A 16,981-nucleotide genomic window follows, 5' to 3' on the forward strand; every position below is an offset into this window, starting at 1 on the left:
GAGTTTGTTTTTGATCCTAAAACGAATACTTTTGCTGTCGGTAAACCAACCAATAACCTTGGAGTCTCTCCTCATCAACAGTTGGCAGAGACAATAAAGTCCGATGGGTCGACTCTCGTTGGTGGTATGTTTCGGCGAGGGCCCAACGGGGAGGTAATCACTAATGAATTTAGTGGGCACTACTGGAAGAACTGGACGCCTGAGGTCAGAGCTAAATTTGAGCAGACTCTTAAGCAGTACGATCTCAATGTCAAACATCATCCTGGAATGTGATTTATGACTGATTCTGAAAAAACTATCTTGGGTAGCGATTTCATAATTTACAGAGATGAGTCTGGTTGCTGGAAACTTGTAAGTAATGAGATTGTACTTCCTCTAGTTAGTTCGTCAGACTTTAGGCGGATTATCTCATTGCTTGAGATGCCTATTGAAAGTGTTAGGCAAGCGTTAGGTCTCGACTTTCCCTGCATGAGTGTGGCAGAGATAGGGCTGAAGCACGACTCTGACTATTGGATAAAACTCGCCATTTCTTGGATCGCGCACAGTTCGGTCCAAGAGGCCTCTTCCTTTGTGGATGATCTGAAAATATTGTCAACAGATAAGGCTGTCTCACAAAGTAATCGGCACTTGGCAAAAAAGGAGTTAAAGCGCCTTCTTAATAGTTAATTTGTGCAAAGGCGACAGGCGAACTGCCAATAACTTTGAAAAAAAAGGGGGCAGATTTATTTATAGGTTTGACGAGTCCTTTCAGATATAAGGAATGAGTCTCTGGAAAATAAATCTGTCCCCTTTTTTCCTAACGTCTCAGGCGCTCCAACATCGACAATCAAAATAAATGTTCGGGATGGTGTGATTCAGACTGCATTCCCGTACTAGTTAGGAGTGGTTATGAGCAGTGGCGGCACAATAATAGAACGATTTGTCGCCCAAGAGTTGGACGACAGCGTTCGCTCTATTTTGAAAGATGCCTTTGATGAGCGGATTTGCTCAAAGAGCGTTCTGTTCAGGGAGTTCGAGTTTAATTGCTTTGACGTTTCTTTGGACTTTGAAAAAGGCATCGTCACATTGCAAGATGTTCTTTCCGCTGGAGAGAGTAGCTTTCTTGATATACCGATACGTGATTTTATCTCTGCTTGTGGTTTGAATGTCTTTTGTTAATTGTAGGGGCCTAGATGTGATCTGACGCCGGCTTAGCGCCGGTGTTTTTGCACCCAATCTGCACCCTTTTTGCCGCCTTCTTGCATCCTTTCTGCAGTCAAGTTGCATCCCTTTTGCACCCACCCTGACGACCTACGGTCTAGCTGCTCAATACGCCCTTTTTGAGCATGATTTTTCGCCCCTTAACAGTCTCTGGAAAATAAATCTTGGGCCTGTCCCGTGACAACGGACGCCAAGAAGCGATACTTAAATCGTTCTCTTGGAGGTTGCCATGTATCCATCCACTCGCCGTAACTACACCGATGAGTTCAAGACTCAAGCGGTTGCGTTAGCTGAAAGCGTTGGCAGAACCGAAGCTGCCCGCCAGCTAGAGATGTCCGTCAAAACGCTCGATAACTGGGTGAACGCCACGCGCAAGGGTCAACCGTTGAGCTCGCCCGAGCGCAAGCCCATCACTAAGGAGGACAGCGAGCTTGCCCGCCTGCGAGCCGAGGTTGCCGAGCTAAAAATGGAGCGTGAAATCCTAAAAAAGGCGGCGGTATTCTTCGCCAGAGAGTCCAGGTGAGATACGCCTTCGTCGCTGCTGAACGGACTCAATACCCGGTACGTATGTTGTGCCGGGTGATGGAAGTCTCAACTTCAGGTTTCTACGATTACACGCACAGGCAGCCTCGCCCTGATCCTGACGCTCAGAAGCGTCTATGCGGCCAGTCGACACACCTACGGTCGGCCACGGTTGGTCGCAGCCTTACGCCAGAAATCGTATGCAGTGGGCCACAAGCGAGTCAGCCGGTTGATGCAGGAGGAGGGTATTCACGGCAAGTCCAAACGCGGTTTCAGGCCCTGTACCACTGACAGCAACCATTACTTGCCGGTCGCGAACAATGTGGTGGCGCGGCAGTTTGCCATCGATAACCCCACTCCGACTTGGGTCAGTGATATCACCTATCTCCCAACCAGAGAGGGTTGGCTGTATCTGGCCGTAGTGTTGAGCATCCAGACCCGCCAGATCTTGGGCTACAGCTTGTCAGACCGCATGCCAGATGGCCTGGTGGAAAGTGCGTTTCTGAATGCCTGGAGCGCCTGTTCTGGCACTAGCGGAGCAGTATTTCACTCCGATCAGGGCCCGTCAGTACGCAAGCAGTAAGTTCCGTCTAGCGTTAGCTAAGAAGGACTTCAAACAGAGCATGAGTCGAAAGGGAAATTGCTGGGATAACGCAGTGGCGGAGAGTTTTTTCGCTACGCTGAAAAGAGAGGAGGCTTTTGGGGTCTACCCCACCAAAAAACAGGCACAGCTATCGATCGCCAGCTATGTGCATGGGTTTTACAACAGCAGTCGACTGCACTCAGCTCTGGGGTATCGTTCTCCGAACGAATATGCAAAGAGCTTGAGGCAGAAGACTGGATAACCAGCTTCATGGCGTACGCTGCCGGGGGACAGGCCCACCGAGGCAAATTCTCCTCGTCCTCTTGCCGAACCTGTCTATAGGACAAATAAGGAGGACAAGCAGGCTGCAGAAGCGTTGGGGTATAAAAAAATCAACGAAACAGTTCATGATGGGCAGGCTGTTTTCAAACAGGGGAATTTGTATATCACTAGGGACCTTGACGGACATAACGGAGGAGCATGGAAAGCAGCTAAATCGGTTAAAGCGCTTGGCTCGAAAGATACGAGACTGGGTACTTTTGACGTGAATATGAAACGTATTGGTGATTGAAATGAAAAAAACTGAGATGCCGGATTGGATTACACGTGGGAAGACCATTTCTGAATTAATTGAAGAATTACGCTCATTTGAGGATCAAACTCTTATGGTTGAGATTTCAGTTGACGGTGGCGTAAGTAAAAAGCCAATCAGCTTGGTTGGGAAGGAAGATGGTGTCTGTGTTTTATTTAATTGCGAGTCGGATTTTTAACGCGGGCTATGGTAGTGCCGGGGGGGGCGTAGAGCAGAATAGATGGGGCTACGGTGACTCTACCCGACACTGCGGCCAATCGAATTACGGGCAAGGTCAAATGCAAAGAATTCGATATCAGCATTATGGCGAAACAAAAAGGGGACAGATTTGAATGGCACTTAATTAACAGCTAACAGGCTGATCTGATTACAAAAAAATGAAGAAAAGGCCGCCCTTGGTCTACGGTGATAGTTGTGAACACACACCACTCGAACAAGGACAGCCCGCGTGAATCGCAGACCTCAAGTCGTCAGGCATCCACCCGCCATCGTCATGACTTGGCCTGCGCCGAGTACGTTGGTTGTCGGGTGGCCCGCCAATGCAGGATTTGCTGTTGAATATTCCAGTGAATAATCTGCTCGTAGAGCTTCTCGACGAAAGCGACATCAAGTTCGGCTTCTACCGCCCATAGTCGCCGCTCCTCAAGCATGGCCGCGACGCGTTCAGGTGCTGGAATGTCCTGTTCGTTGGCTTTGAACTGCGCCGCAGCCTTTACGTAACGCAGGCGTTTTTGTAGCGAGTCAAGGATCTGGCGGTCAAAAAAGTCGATGCCCGCTCGAATGTCATTGAGGTTCTCGCAGGCTTGTGGCGGTTTTAGCGGCAGCATGAGGCTGGTCTCTTTCAATAATGGGTACGCAAGTTGAATGACGCCGCGGGCAATCGCTCGACGACCGTTTGTTCAGTGAATGCTCGCTTGGATCGAAGGGTATTCAGTTGAGCTTCGGCAACCACTTCGTCGATCAAGGCGTCGATCATGCTGCAGTCGTGATGATGAGGTGTGGTGATCAGGTGTGCCGAATTACCGGAGGTGGCCAGGCAGTATTTCGTCGCAATTCTTTCTGATGGGCAAGGGAACACGACGGTGATGGAGTTTTCGTTGCGCCAGGCATCAATGCCCGAGGCCTGGAAGCGGTCGACGGCGTACTGTGCCGTGTCCAGGCTGTGTTTGATTCGATGGCGCCATTCAGCCCATGAGTAGCTGCGCAGTGCCGCCCACATCATCAGGGGTGTGTGGCCGTTGCGCGAGCCGCTGATGGTCTTGTCATGGGCGCGGATATAGTCCACTTCCACTGAAATGCGCGCGACGTTGTTGCGTTTGGCCACGACAATTCCGCAAGGAATGGGCGAGCCGATCATCTTGTGGCCGGAGACGCAGATCGAGTCGATGCCGTCGGCAAACGAGAAGGGTTGTGGGTGATCGACGAAGGGCAGGATCATCCCGCTCAAGGCCGCATCAGCGTGCAGGTAGTAGTCGTGGCGGGCAATGCCTGCCTGTTGCAGGCGTTGCTGGATGGTCACGATATTATCCACGGCTCCACGCATCGTGGTGCCGATGTTGGCGAAGATGATGGGGTGACGCTCCTGGTCGGCGGTTATTTTTGCCATCAGGTCGTCGTAGTCGATTTCGCCATTGGGCAGCGATTCGACCGCACGGCATTTGATCCGCAATAATTTGACGATCTTTGCCACGGAGTAGTGGGTGTCTTTCGAGTAGTACAGGGTGCCGTCCGGAAACAGTTCGCGTCCCAGGTAGCAGCCAAACATATTGCCTTCCGTCCCGCCATTGGTGACGTAACCCCAACTGTCTTCAAGGGCAATGTTGAACAGCTCGGCGAAATACGTCATGACGTCTTTTTCAAAGTCGAACGAGTTCAACAGGTAGTTGCTGTACTCGTTCCAGTCCCCGCAGTTGTTAATTGAAAACTGCAAGAAACGGTGCAGCTGGGAGTAATCAAAATCGGCTGATTCGGGATACCCAATGTTGAAATACTGATGTGTCACGCAGTGCTGCCAGAAGCCTTCAAGCTTGCTTTGGTCGGCAGGGGATAAAGTCATGTCTAACTCCTTTTAAAACGACTGGGTGACGCCGCCCGGTCAGGCGGCTATCTGCCTCGCGTCTACCAATGACCACCAGCTGCTGAGCGTGGGCGAATCCGCCAGTTCTTCGAAGCTGACGGCAATGCCACGCTCCTTGAGTTCGGCAGCGAGTCTCATCACTTGCAAGGAGTCGAGGCCATAGAAAATCAGGTTTTCCTCGGGGTCCAGGTCTTCACAGTCCTCGACGAGTTGCCGCACGCGAGTCTGCAACCAGGCGCGGGTGGTTTCCGCTGCCAGAAGCTGACGCAGATGCTTCTTGTCAATCTTGCCCACGGGGGTCAGCGGCATGGTTTCGATTAACCGGATGCGGTCGGGCAGTTTGTATTCGGCGATGCCGAGTTCCATCAGGTGACGTCTGAGCGCGGGCGGCTTCAGGCTCGGGTTGCGTGAGACGACGAACGCGCAGCTTTTTTCTCCCAGCCTGTCATCGGGCATGGCCACCAAGCCCGCGTGAGTCACATCAGGATGGAGGACGATGAGGTTTTCGATTTCCTCCGAGGCGACTTTTTCACCGCCACGGTTGATCTGGTCCTTGACCCTGCCGACCACGCGCAAATCGCCGCTGGGCATGAGTTGGACGAGGTCGCCGGAGTAGTAGTACCCCTCGTTATCGAACGCCTGGGCATTTTGTTCGGGGCTTTGGTAGTACCCGCAAAAAGTGTAAGGGCCACGTGTGGCGAGCATGCCAGGTTCTCCGTCCGGGACGGGGAGGCCTTGTTCGTCAACGATTTTGATTTCATCGTCGGGGCTGATCGGACGGCCCTGGGTAGTAAAAATCTGTTCGTCGGAGTCATTTAGCCGGGTGTAGTTGATCAGACCTTCGGCCATCCCGAATACCTGTTGCAGCTTACAACCGAGCACGCCGGGCACCTGGCGTGCCAGCGAGTCGGCAAAACAGGCGCCACCTACCTGGAGGAACTCAAGCGATTGCAGTTGTTCTTTATGCTCCGGCGCTGCCTGCAGCCACAAGGCGACTGCACTTGGCACCAAGGCCACAGTATTGACTTCTTGGCGCTGGATGATCGAAAAACAGGTCAAGGGCTCCGGGCTGGGCGCCATGATGATGCAGCCGCCAGCATGTAGAACACCGAGGGCGCCGGGGGAGCTGAGCAAGAAGTTATGGGCGGCAGGTAGCGCGCATAGAAAGCGCGTGCGTGGGGTAAGTTCGCATACTTGCGCGCTTGCCCTTGCGTTGTAGTAATAGTCGTTGTGAGTGCGGGGGATGAGTTTGGGGGTGCCCGTGCTGCCGCCTGACAGTTGGAACAATGCGACCTCGCCGGGCCCCGAGGGGGAGACGTTCACGTTGCTCTCGCTCGGCGTATTGATCCAGTCGGCGAGGTTGTTTTCGTGACGTTGCTCGCCCAACAGCAAGATGATGTCTGGACTTGAACCCACCTCCTTGAAGACGGGGATATAGCTGTCGTCACGGAAGACTTCATGTTCGCGGGAAGCAATCAACAACGTTGGCGCGATTTGTTTGGCGTAACTCTTGAGTTCAAGTTTGCGATGGCTGTAGAGCGCGTTGAGGGGGGCGATTCCTGACTTGAGCAGGGCAAAAAGGACAATGTAAAACTCCGCGATATTGGGCAACTGCACCAGTGCAGTGTCACCGTTGCCAAGCCCGCTGGCGGCCAGTCGCGAGGCCAGGTTGGAAGACAATTGGTCCAACTCGGCATAGCTGAAGTGGCGATCGCCGCAAATAATCGCGGGGGCGTCGGGTTGCGACTGGCTGCGTTCCTGAAGGAGGTGGGTGAGCGGTTTGTCGAGCCAATAGCCTTTGTCCCGATAACGCTGTGCGCTTTCCAGAGGCCAGTGGTTAAATTCAATAGTCATAGTATTCACGTGTGAAAAAAAATTCGAGTTAGTGGGCCAATCCGCAGGCGCGCAGCATGGTGCCAAGCTTGGTCTGGACTTCTGCCCATTCGGAGTCGGGGCTTGAGGCTTCAACGATGCCTGCGCCGGCGAACAGGCGGACCTTGTTTCGCCTGACCGTGCCGCAACGAATCGTTACGACCCATTCGCCATTGCCCTGGGCATCGCACCAACCCACCATGCCGGTGAACAGGCCGCGCTCGAAGGGTTCGACGAAGCGAATCAGGCGCCGGGCGCGCTCGGTGGGGAAGCCGCACACAGCCGGTGTGGGGTGCAAGCGGCAGGCAAGCTGCAAGGCCGATACAGCCGGGTCTGCCAGCGTACCTTCGATGCGGGTCGAGAGGTGCCAGAGCGCGGGCGTGCTGATGAGGGAGGGGCGTTGCGGCACATTCAGCTGCGTGCATAGTTTCCCCAGTTGGCTGACGATGTCCTGGGTCACGAACCCGTGTTCGTAGTGATCTTTTTCCGATGTCAGCAACCAGTCTGCATTGCGCCGGTCGGCTTCTGGATCGGCCATGCGCTTGGCTGACCCTGCCAGCGGGTTGGACAGAAATCTCAGGCCTTCCTTGCGGACCAGAAGTTCGGGACTGACACCGATCAGCGTGGTGCCATCAGGCATTGGCACACGGAAGTGGTAGCCGCTCGGGTTCTGGGCTTTCAGGTTGTGCTGCAGGGCACTCACATCCACATCGTTTGCAAATATCAGCTCGCGTTGAACCGAGAGCACAGCCTTGCGTACGTCGCTGTGGCGGAAGTTGACGACGGCGTGTTCCACCGCCCGTTTGAAGGCCTGTTCGTCCGGAATGTTTTTCTGTTCGATCAACTCAGGCAGCGTCGACATACCCGTTTTCGCGTGGATGTCTCGGGTCCGCCATTGCGCGTGTTCGGGAATGTAGAGGCAGGAAGGTTCAGCAGGGTCGAAAGGGATGGCGCCAACGATGATTGGGTTGCTCTGGCCAGCTTCGCGCGCCCGATCAAGCGCTTGCACAATTGTCTGCTGGAACAGGCTATTGGCGTCATCGCCGCCAATGGCAGGTGTTTCAATTCTCTGCAGCATCCCGGTGACCGCTAACTCGCGATCGCCGGATGTGAACGAAAAACTACGTTGTACCTCTGCGAGTTGCACCTCTTCCATCTCGGTTGTTCTTAGGGTGCCCGTTCTCATTTGGGGGAAGCCTCCGTGGCCTAGGGATAAAAAGAAATCTTGAAATAGAATCATTATCGTTTCTAATATGTGATGCTAATCATTACGATTTGTCAATCACATGAGTGAGCCATGAGAGAGTTAACTTCAATGCAAGCCGCCTGTTGGATCGGGCGGACTGCTCATGCGTTTTTAGGGAAAGTTTCAGCTCATCTGTATGCCGAATTCGATGGCCATTGCATTGAGCTGGAGCGGCTGCGCAAGGCACTTGAGCAGGTATGTCGGCTGCACCCCATGCTGCGAGTCAGGCTGAATGCGGAAGGGCTTCAATCCATTGCTGCGATGGACCAGTCACCGCTATTGGAGGTGGAGGATTTACGTTCGATAAGTGAAGAGGAGGTTGCGCAGCGCCTGCTCTGCAAGCGTGAGGAATGGACTCATCAGCAGCTTGATCTGTGTCAAGGGCCCGTAGCACGGTTTTGTGTGAGCCTGCTGGCCAATGATGCGTTTCGGCTGCATGTCGATACGGACATGATCGCCATTGACCCATCCAGTTTTCGCACGTTGATAGAAGACCTGGCAGAGCTCTATGAACATCCAGAGGCCGCTCTGCCACACACGCCATCGTTCTTCGACTGGTATGACAAAGCGCGCACCGATAGCGCACTTAAAACGGCCCGCGACCGGGACCGTCGCTGGTGGCGCGAGCGTCTGCCTGATATCGCGCCGGCGCCGACGTTACCTTTTCTTGAAACCCCGCCTGACCAGCCGCACAGCGATCGACTCAGCACATGGCTGGGTCCAGAAGAGCGCCAGGCGTTACAGCGTCTCGCCCGCGAACGCAGAATAACGCTGTCTACCTTGATGATGGGGGTGTTTGCAGCGGCCCTCGGCGCCCAAACGGGAGACAAGCGATTTCGCCTCAATGTCCCTACGTTCTGGCGACCTGCGCTGGTGGGCGAGGTTGAGCGGATCGTCGGCGATTTTGCCAACATGCTGATTCTGGATATCGATCTGGAGGCGGCCCGGAGCCTGGCCGAGCTGTGCAGGCAACTGGCAGGCAATATGGTGGATTTGCTCGAGCATTGCGCTTATCCCGGGGTGAACCTGATGCGCGACCTGTCGCGTCATCATGGCGCTGCGCAACTGGCCCCTGTTGTGTTTACCGCCGGGCTGGATCTGTCTGGCGCAGACCTTCTTTCTGAGCGGGTGCGGCGAGTGTTGGGCCCCATGAACTGGGTGGTTTCCCAAGGGCCTCAGGTTGCGCTAGACGCGCAGGTTGTCTGCGCCGACGGCGGCATCTTGATCAATTGGGATATCCGTCTGGATGCGTTACCACCAGCCTGGGTGTCGGAGTTTTTCGACCGTTTCGTGCTGATGGTGCGCGAGGTGGCCGCTTGCTCCGCTGTTCTGGACCAGCCTCTCTCCCAGCCAGCGGTTGTCGCAAAACCACTGACCGCTTTACAGCAGGCTTATTTGCTTGGGCGCAGCGCGCAGATGCCGCTGGGTGGTGTGGCCATGCAAGAGTTTCGCGAGTACCGCGGCGCTATGGATCCGGCACTGCTGCGGAGCCGGCTGGTCGAGATGGTCCAGCGCCACGAAAGCCTGAGAGTACGCATCGACGCGCAGAAACTCGTGCAGTTCGTCAGCGATGAGGTGCAGTTGAACCTGGACGAAGTCGACCTTACGACCTTATCGCCAGAAGAGGCGCTCAACTACGTCGAGGCGCGCCGCGAGGCGTATGCGCATGCGTTGTTCGAGCTGGACCGTTCGCCCTGGAACGTCACGATCTTCAAGCTTCCGGAGGGCCAGTTGAGCGTCTTCGTACGCCTCGACGCCTTGATTCTCGATGGGCGCTCAATCGCCACCCTCATGGTCGAGCTGTTCGACGGCACAACTGGCGAGGAGTCGTTCCCGCAGACGGCATCCGAGCCAGAGGATTTGGACAGTAAGCGCAAGGCAGATTCCGTTTATTGGAAAGCCAAGCTTGCTGCGGTCAGCGGGGCACCGCGGCTGCCGTGGATCACTGCGCTGGATCGGGTGGGCGCTTCACGCTACGAGCGACAGAGCCTGCTGATCCCCAAGCCTACGTTCGGCGCCTATTGCAAGTTGGGCGCGCGGCAGCGGCTGTTTAAAAACACCACGCTAATGGCACTGGTGCTGGAAGTGCTCTCGCACTGGCTCGATGAGGGTGGTTTGTGTGTTGCGGTGCCTGTTGCCCCGCAAACGGTCGGTGCCTTTGCGAATCGCTCAAGCTTTATCGCGATCAATTGGAGCGCCGAGCCAGATGGTTTTGCCGAACGCGCTGCCAAGCTGCAAGTAGATGTGCTGGAAGGGTTGCAGCACCTGAGCTTTTCAGGGGTGGACCTTGCTCGTTTGCTGTTCGAGTCCCATGGTCCCGGCCCGGTGCTTCCGGTGGTGATCACCAACGGGTTTTCCTGGCCAGTCTCGGCGCAGGGCAGCCCGATGAGCCTGCACGGCGGTCTGACCCAGACGCCACAGGTGGCGATGGATATTCGCTTCTCGGCCAATGCCGACGGCGAATTGGTGTTCGATATCGACTATGCACGCGCAGTGCTGGAGCCGGAGCTTGTCAGCGCCGTTTTGAACGCAATCGAAAAAGCGGTCGACCAAGCCACCACAAGCGGGGTTTTGGCCGTTGATGCCAAGGCGATAATCGAAAAAGGCCACTACCGTTTCAATAGTCGGGTCACTGAAGCGTGCCGCGAAGGGTTTCTCGACAGGATCGCGACCAACATCTTTGATCGGAGCAATACCAAAACTGCTCTTATCAGTGGTGATCGGCTAATTAGCTATGCCGAACTCGGCCACAGCGTGTGCTGCATCATCGGGGCATTGAAAGCGCGCGGATTATCACGTGGGCAAGTCGTCGCCATCTGCCTGCCTCGCAGCCCGGAACATACGATGGTGACGTTGGCGTGTGCTCTGACAGGCGTAATCTGGGTTCCCATCGACGTTTCAGCGCCGGCCGAGCGGTTGCGTTACCTGCTGGAAAACTGTCAGCCCGATCTTGTGGTGATTGCCCAACATGAGTCTGTCGGCTCAGTCACGGCTACACCGGCGGAACTCTTGGCTGTGCAGACCCAGGCGATGCCCGTGCTGGATGACCTGTCGTTAAGCGACGCCCCGGCCTATTACCTTTATACCTCGGGCACCACTGGTAAACCCAAATGCGTGGTTCTGAACAACCGAGCCACCGCCAATGTCGTCGGCAGCACCCTTGAACGTTGGGCTGTCACCGAGCGCGATGTGTTCATGTCCGTGACTCCACTTCACCACGACATGTCGGTGTTTGACGTTTTCGGATGCCTGACGGCAGGGGCAACATTGGTGCTTACCGGGGGTGGCGAGGAAAAGGACGCCGTACGCTGGAACCAGTTGATTGCCCAACATCAGGTGACGTTGTGGTGCTCTGTGCCCGCTATTTTGGAAATGCTCCTTTCATGCCGCACCAGCCATGATTTGAAGAGCCTGCGTTTGATTGCTCAGGGCGGTGATTACATCAAGCCGGCCGTGATCGCCGAGTTGCGTGAACTGCTGCCGTCATCTCGGTTGATTTCCCTGGGGGGGCCGACGGAGACCACCATCTGGAGTATCTGGCATGAAATTACGGACGATGACCGTGCGCTGATTCCTTATGGAAAGCCCTTGCCCGGAAATAGCTACTTCGTCCTAGACCCACGAGGCGAGCATTGCCCGGCGGGCGTAGTTGGCCGAATTCACACCGCCGGCGTCAATCTCGCGCTGGGGTACCTCGAAAACGGCGAGTTGGCTCAAAGCGAGTTCGTGACCGTCACTGATGAACATGGCCAAGCCGTTCGGGCGTTCCGGACCGGTGACTGCGGGCGTTACCGCCGCGACGGTACCTTGATCTTCGACAGTCGGGTAAATGGCTACGTGAAAGTTCGCGGTGTGCGGGTATCGCTTCCGGATATCGAGATAGCGCTGATCAATCATCCGTCGCTCAGGCACGTGTTGGTCGTGGATTACGGCGAGCAGCGCCAAGGCGAGGTCTGCATTGGCGCTTTGTATGTCTGTCAGCAGGGCGGCGTAGAGCCGACCATCACCGAACTCCGCAACTTCGCCCGTCAGCACCTGCCGCACTCCCATGTGCCCACGCGTTTGCTCAGGGTGGACGCGTTGCCGCTGTCGCAGAACGGCAAGCCTGATCGTCAACGGGCCCGCAGCCTGCTTACGGCTTCGGTAAATGACGCAAGTGAGCCCGCTGCGATGAGGCGCTCGACCTCACGCAACAAGGTATTGGATATCTACTTGAGCGTACTGGGGCGACCGCTGGCGGATGGGGCGAATGCCAGCGTGGACTTTATTAGCCTTGGGCTACGGCCCCAGCATTTGAAGGCGATTTCGGCGCGGGTCCAAGAGGATTTCTCGGTGCGCCTTTCGCCAGGGCAGCTCCTGCGCTGTCGCAATGCACAAGACGTTGAACGCCTGCTCATGGCTGAGGGTTCCTGAGCGTGTAACGGATGTTGATATAAGCGCGGTGGCGCGCCTGCGCGCACGTCAACTGCAATAACCAAACAGTTGGGCCTAGGGAGATGGATTGGATGATGGATGTACAAAGTGTTGATATTACCGGCGTTGGAATTGGCCCCTTTAATCTGGGTTTGGCCGCGTTACTGTCCAAGCATCCTGGCGTGACCGGTGTTTTCCTTGACCGGAAAGCGGAATTTCGCTGGCATGAAGGGCTTTTGTTACCAGGCACAACGCTTCAGGTTCCGTTTCTGGCCGACCTGGTGACGATGGCGGATCCCACCCATCAGCTCAGTTATCTGAACTACCTGCATCAGCACGATCGCCTGTACCCGTTCTACTATTACGAAAACTTTCAGGTGCCTCGCCGTGAATACGATCACTACTGCCGCTGGGCGTCGCAGCAGCTGCCAGCCTGCCATTTCGGCGAGGAGATCTGTGATGTGACGTATGACGCCAACGCTGGCCAGTTTCTGGTAGAGAGCCAATCAGTGTCAGGCTTCAAGCGCTATTATCACAGTCGGGACTTGGCGATTGGTGTCGGTACGGCGCCTGTATTGCCCCAGTGGGCACAGGTCAAGAGCACCGCGCCGGTGATGCACTCGGCGGAGTTCGGCAAGCGTCAGCAACAGTTGTCGAAATGCCAGCGGGTCACGGTCATTGGCTCCGGCCAAAGTGCGGCCGAATGTGTGTTGGCCTTGTTCAGCGAGTTGACACCCGAGCGGATTGCAGCAGGGGCGTCGATTCGCTGGATCACACGCTCAGCGGGTTTTCATCCCATGGAGTATTCGAAACTGGGGCAGGAGTGTTTTACGCCGTCCTACATGGAGTACTTCCACAGCATTCCGAGGGAGCGACGCCGTGCCATCGTTGCAGGGCAAGGGCTGCTGTACAAAGGCATTAGCTTCTCGACCATCGCTGATATCTACGACCTGATCTATGAACGCTCGATTGGCGGCAGTGATCCGGGCCTGACGTTGCTATCCAATTGCGAGGTGCAGGCCGTGGAAGAGATTGATGGCATGCTGAAAATCGCTTACCGGCACCGTGAATTGAACCAGACCGGCACTCTTGAAGCTGATGCCATTGTGGCGGCGACAGGCTACGGGCATACATGGCCGCAGTGGTTTGAAAGGCTCAAGGGCGTGGTGCTTGAAACCGATGAGTATGGTGACTGTATCGTCCAGGACGATTTCACCGCACGCCGCTGCGATGCAGGCACGGGCCGTGTCTTCGTGCAGAATGCGGAGATCTTCCAGCATGGTGTTGGTTCGCCGGACTTGGGGATTGCGGCGATTCGCAATGCAACGATTATCAACCAGTTGCTTGGCCAGCCTTACTACCGCTTGCCCAAACGGTCATCGTTCCAGCGCTACGGGATGCATGAAGCGTAGAGCCGAGGGTTGAGGGTCTTGGTAGCATTACCAAGGCCCTGATCAGGTTATAGGTGGATATGGTTAAGGGCGGTGCGGGCTGCGTCGGGCGTCGTAAACAGCGCGAACACCTGATCTATGGTCGTGCTCAGGCGCGCCATCTGTGCTGCGCTGTAGCGGTCCGAACGGTAAGTAATGACCAGGCGCAGCGAGCGTTTGCCGTCGATCGTGTTCTCCATGATTTCGAACTGAATACCGAACATCGATTGGTTCTTGTCCGGGTCAATCTGCCGGTAGCGGATCGTCCCGGCGTCCGGTGTGCTCAGGGTGCCATTCAAGGCGTTGTTGGCGTGTATTTGAATGTACACGTCGAACAGCAGGCCGTCTGCGGGCGTCATGCCGAGGGCCTGTTGGATCTGCTCCATCGGAATATCGGCATAAGCCATGGAATCATTGATCAGGCGAGTGGTGTTTTCAATCAGTGCGCCAACGGCCTGCTGGGGATCGAACTGCACCCGATGCGCCACCATCGTGGTGAAGTAACCGACCGTTTCATAAAACCCTGGGTCGGTGCGGCCGGAGGCGGACGTGCCGATCACAAGGTCTTTCAAATTACCGAGCTTATGCAGGGATAACGCAATCGCTGTATAGACCACACCGAACAGCGAAGCGTTATTCCGTCTGGCGAAGGCATACAGGTTATCGGTGAGCGCCTGGTCGGGTTTGATTTCGAACCATTGCGCGTTCGTCGACACTTCGCTGGCCGGCACGCTGGCCTGATAGTCAGGGGAGGGCAGTGCCAGGCCCTGGGTTGCGCCGCGCAACATGCTCGTCCAGTAGTCGAGATGTTGTTGGTTGATGCCAGTGGCCTGTTGTCGTAGGGCGAACTCATGGAATGACGGTGCAGGCGCTGACCAGGTGGGTGCTTTGTCTGCTGCACGGGCGAGGTAGGCCTGAGCCAGTTCCTCCATCATCACGTTGAGTGACCATTCATCAATGGCCATGTGGTGGATCAGCAATGACAGGGTTTGGCGTTGGCGTTGCGGGTCGTAAATGAAGCGAACCCGTAGGGGTAGCTCGCGGGTCAGGTCGAACTGATAGGTGGCTTCGCTTTTGAGCGTTGCACCCCGGCTTTCCTGGCTTGGCCAGAACCACTTGTATTCGGACAGCTGCTCGAACGGCACGATCTGCTGGTACGCCTCAGAGCCCTCGAAGTGGAAGGTTGAACGCAGGCTGGCGTGACGCTTGAGCAGGTCACGGAAAGCTTGCTCGAACAGTGCTTCATCCACCTGGTCGAGGAAGTCCAGGGCAAAGGGCAGGTTGAAAATTGTCCCGAACTCAAAGGCTGCGTAAGCCCGCCCAAGGGAGGCTTGGGCCAGCGCGAAAGGTGCCCTCTGTACGTCTTGCTGGCGGTCCATGGCAACAGCAGTTGCATCGTTTTGCTCGATGATATGGGCGTGTGCAGCCAAGGCGGCGGCCGACGGCGCGCTGAAAAAATCATTGAACTGGACTTCAATGCCATGGCCGCTCAGCAGCTTGCCAATGATGCGTGTGGCCAGTAGCGAATGACCGCCGAAATCAAAGAAATCATCAGTGAGTTGCATGTCAGGCTCTACCAGGGCCGCTCGAAACTCATCAAGAATAATCGACGCAACGTCGTCGTTGGCCGCAGGCTGGGCGGTGGGCGCACTGATGGGTGACGATAGCGCTTCACCATTCGCCAAGCCGTGCAACCAAGGCGTATTGCTGGCCGAGTGGCCTATATAGGCGCTCAATACCTGGTGATACAAATGGTCTTCCTGGCAACTCTGGTCGAGGACCTGATGGAGTATGAAGCCAAGGATAGTGTCTTGCCCGGTTTGGATAATCAACGCCTTGAATGGCGGCTGGCTTTGCGTGTCCCAGGGTGCCATTTGCTGCGCGCGCAAATGCTCGGTGGCCTCTACGTCCGAGTGTAGATGCATGAGTTCAAAGCAGGACTGCCAGTCAGCGGCGTGCACTTTGTGCACTTCGCCATCGTCGTTGAACAGGTAGCGCGCATTCAGATCGGGGAGTGTTTCGATAACGCTCCTGATCGCTGACGTGAGTCGTGAAAGGTCAATGTCGGCGTCGAATCGCCAGGCGCTGAAGTGCTTGAGCACGCGTTCGGGATATTGCTGCTGCAAGAGCCAGAAATGCTCTTCGTTATCAGTGACAGACAGTTTCGGTAACGAGTCTGGATTGAGTTCCATCATGGAAATTTCCCGCCTTATCAAACTGAACAGTAAGAAGTAGAGAGGGCACCGCAGTGCCGACAGGCCGATCCTCGGTCTGCTGCAACGCTCAGAAATCCAGGCGCAAGAGAAGGTGCAAGCAACTCACATTTGCAGGGGGTCAATGAACGCCGTATGATGTTAAATAATAATCATACCTATTCGCATTAGTCAAAAGCTGATCGCGAATTGACCGTCTCAGGAGAGGTGTTGTGAACAACGGAGCGTTCGCGTCCACGCAGCAATTTGAAAAGCTCTATGTCGACCATCACGGTTGGCTATGCAGCCTGTTGCGCCGCAAGTTGGGCAGCTCGGTCGATGCCGCTGATCTCGCTCACGATGTCTATCTCAATCTCATCAAGAAAGGCCGGGTTCCTTCCACCGAGGATTCTCGCGCCCACCTGACCCAAATCGCCAAAGGCATGGTGATCGATCTTTATCGCCGACGTCATCTTGAGGCCCGCCATCTGGAGGCGCTCAAGTTGCAGGCCGAACTGTTGGTCCCGTCAGAGGAGCGACGTGCCCTCGTGAGTGAAGCGCTGGCTCAGATCGATGACGCATTGCGCCGCAAGCCAGCCAAAACCCGCCAAGCGCTGCTGCTGTGCAAGTTGCATGGTATGGGCCACCGCGACATTGCCTGCGAGTTGAAAGTGTCGGTGTCTTCCGTCGAGAAGTACATCGCGTCTGGCCTGCGAGCCTGCTACCCATTCGTGCCCGGGCTGGTGCCTGGCACCGCCTCATCGATTAATGAACGTCTCGATTGAGGATTTTGCGTTGCCGTTCGGAATACAAAGTACGCAGTGCATACCACTCAAACCTAAAGGAAGCCAGGT

General features: G+C 55.7%; 13 protein-coding genes. 8 read left to right on the forward strand and 5 right to left on the reverse strand.

Translation table 11 applies throughout. The features are described from left to right. Positions 1 to 888 precede the first annotated feature (888 nt). From MHH62_RS02695 to MHH62_RS02715, 5 genes are all read left to right on the forward strand, one after another. Positions 889 to 1,158: a hypothetical protein gene (locus tag MHH62_RS02695; RefSeq protein WP_032902385.1), complete on the forward strand. Its 270-nt coding sequence runs from the start codon at positions 889 to 891 to the stop codon at positions 1,156 to 1,158. Positions 1,159 to 1,429: 271 nt separating this feature from the next. Then, positions 1,430 to 1,723, forward strand: a complete 294-nt coding sequence (locus tag MHH62_RS02700; RefSeq protein ID WP_020300742.1) for a transposase — start codon at positions 1,430 to 1,432, stop codon at positions 1,721 to 1,723. A gap of 117 nt (positions 1,724 to 1,840) precedes the next feature. Next, on the forward strand, positions 1,841 to 2,305 hold the full coding sequence (locus MHH62_RS02705) for an IS3 family transposase (RefSeq protein ID WP_339233044.1): 465 nt from the start codon (positions 1,841 to 1,843) through the stop codon (positions 2,303 to 2,305). 376 nt (positions 2,306 to 2,681) lie between these two features. Next, the gene (locus tag MHH62_RS02710; RefSeq protein ID WP_232246130.1) at positions 2,682 to 2,876 is read left to right on the forward strand and encodes a toxin C-terminal domain-containing protein; all 195 of its coding nucleotides are present in this window, start codon (positions 2,682 to 2,684) and stop codon (positions 2,874 to 2,876) included. Between the two features lies 1 nt (position 2,877). Further along, complete coding sequence (locus MHH62_RS02715) at positions 2,878 to 3,075, forward strand: hypothetical protein (protein WP_032872340.1); 198 nt, start codon at positions 2,878 to 2,880, stop codon at positions 3,073 to 3,075. Between the two features lie 313 nt (positions 3,076 to 3,388). Here MHH62_RS02715 and MHH62_RS02720 read toward each other — a convergent pair whose 3' ends face one another. From MHH62_RS02720 to MHH62_RS02735, 4 genes are read right to left on the reverse strand one after another with little or no spacing between them, the layout of a single operon-like run. Then, positions 3,389 to 3,724, reverse strand: coding sequence for an isochorismate lyase (locus tag MHH62_RS02720; protein ID WP_014718554.1), 336 nt, complete (start codon positions 3,722 to 3,724; stop codon positions 3,389 to 3,391). Positions 3,725 to 3,738: 14 nt separating this feature from the next. After that, positions 3,739 to 4,953, reverse strand: a complete 1,215-nt coding sequence (locus MHH62_RS02725; RefSeq protein WP_014718553.1) for a histidine decarboxylase — start codon at positions 4,951 to 4,953, stop codon at positions 3,739 to 3,741. A 39-nt stretch (positions 4,954 to 4,992) separates the two neighbouring features. Further along, positions 4,993 to 6,828: a (2,3-dihydroxybenzoyl)adenylate synthase gene (locus MHH62_RS02730; protein WP_020302735.1), complete on the reverse strand. Its 1,836-nt coding sequence runs from the start codon at positions 6,826 to 6,828 to the stop codon at positions 4,993 to 4,995. 28 nt (positions 6,829 to 6,856) lie between these two features. Continuing rightward, a complete protein-coding gene (locus tag MHH62_RS02735) occupies positions 6,857 to 8,002 on the reverse strand; it encodes an isochorismate synthase MenF (RefSeq protein ID WP_336826662.1) in 1,146 nt (381 codons plus the stop codon). 141 nt (positions 8,003 to 8,143) lie between these two features. On the opposite strand from MHH62_RS02735, the gene MHH62_RS02740 reads away from it, so the two are divergent. Both MHH62_RS02740 and basC read left to right on the forward strand, forming a co-directional pair. After that, on the forward strand, positions 8,144 to 12,505 hold the full coding sequence (locus MHH62_RS02740) for an amino acid adenylation domain-containing protein (RefSeq protein WP_339232397.1): 4,362 nt from the start codon (positions 8,144 to 8,146) through the stop codon (positions 12,503 to 12,505). Between the two features lie 92 nt (positions 12,506 to 12,597). After that, positions 12,598 to 13,917 carry a putative histamine N-monooxygenase gene (gene basC / locus MHH62_RS02745; protein WP_014718549.1) on the forward strand — a complete coding sequence of 440 codons (1,320 nt, stop codon included), beginning with the start codon at positions 12,598 to 12,600 and terminating at the stop codon, positions 13,915 to 13,917. A gap of 47 nt (positions 13,918 to 13,964) precedes the next feature. Here the strand turns inward: basC and MHH62_RS02750 are convergent, their stop codons facing one another. Then, a complete protein-coding gene (locus MHH62_RS02750) occupies positions 13,965 to 16,130 on the reverse strand; it encodes a condensation domain-containing protein (protein ID WP_130175482.1) in 2,166 nt (721 codons plus the stop codon). Between the two features lie 230 nt (positions 16,131 to 16,360). Between MHH62_RS02750 and MHH62_RS02755 the strand changes: the two genes are divergently transcribed. Then, the gene (locus MHH62_RS02755; RefSeq protein ID WP_014718547.1) at positions 16,361 to 16,912 is read left to right on the forward strand and encodes a sigma-70 family RNA polymerase sigma factor; all 552 of its coding nucleotides are present in this window, start codon (positions 16,361 to 16,363) and stop codon (positions 16,910 to 16,912) included. Positions 16,913 to 16,981: the final 69 nt, after the last annotated feature.

It is taken from the genome of Pseudomonas sp. FSL L8-0168, assembly GCF_037976155.1.
Taxonomy (GTDB): Bacteria; Pseudomonadota; Gammaproteobacteria; order Pseudomonadales; family Pseudomonadaceae; genus Aquipseudomonas; species Aquipseudomonas paracarnis.